This is a genomic window from Neisseria sp. P0021.S006 (assembly GCF_051956895.1).
In genome coordinates, this window is sequence record NZ_JBQCWZ010001134.1 from 1 (window position 1) to 487 (window position 487).

1 protein-coding gene is annotated in these 487 nt (G+C 39.4%); it reads right to left on the bottom strand.

From position 1 onward, the window contains the following. Window positions 1–487, bottom strand: a 487-nt coding sequence (locus ACTHUM_RS19120) for a 1-deoxy-D-xylulose-5-phosphate synthase N-terminal domain-containing protein (RefSeq protein WP_440403854.1), incomplete at both ends; no start/stop codon positions are given.

Here is a 487-nt window from a genome sequence, read left to right on the forward strand (position 1 = left end):
AAAATATTGTTGTGGGAATCGTTCTGAAAATTCTACCATGCCGGAACCTTCACGCATTGCGGGAGTAATACCCACTAATTTATCATCTTGTTCCGCCATTTCGCATAACCAATCACCAAAGATTTTTGAATAGGTGGGTTTGGCGTTTGATTTAGGCAGTTGACCGCTTGTTGGGTCAAATTTTGGTACACCATGGAAACCGATCGGGTCTTTTTCTGCAGGTTCATAACCTTTTCCCTTCTTCGTTTTGATGTGTAAGAATTGGGGCCCTTTGAGATCGCGCATATTGCTTAAGGTAGCAATTAATTCATCAATATTATGTCCGTCAATTGGTCCAATATAGTTAAAACCGAGCTCTTCAAACAGCGTACTTTCTGGCGAGAATATCACACCTTTCATGTGCTCTTCAGTTTTCTTCATAAAGTTTTTAACGGTCGGTACTTTATCTAAGATTTTTTTACTGCCGTCACGAACTGTTGAATATAAT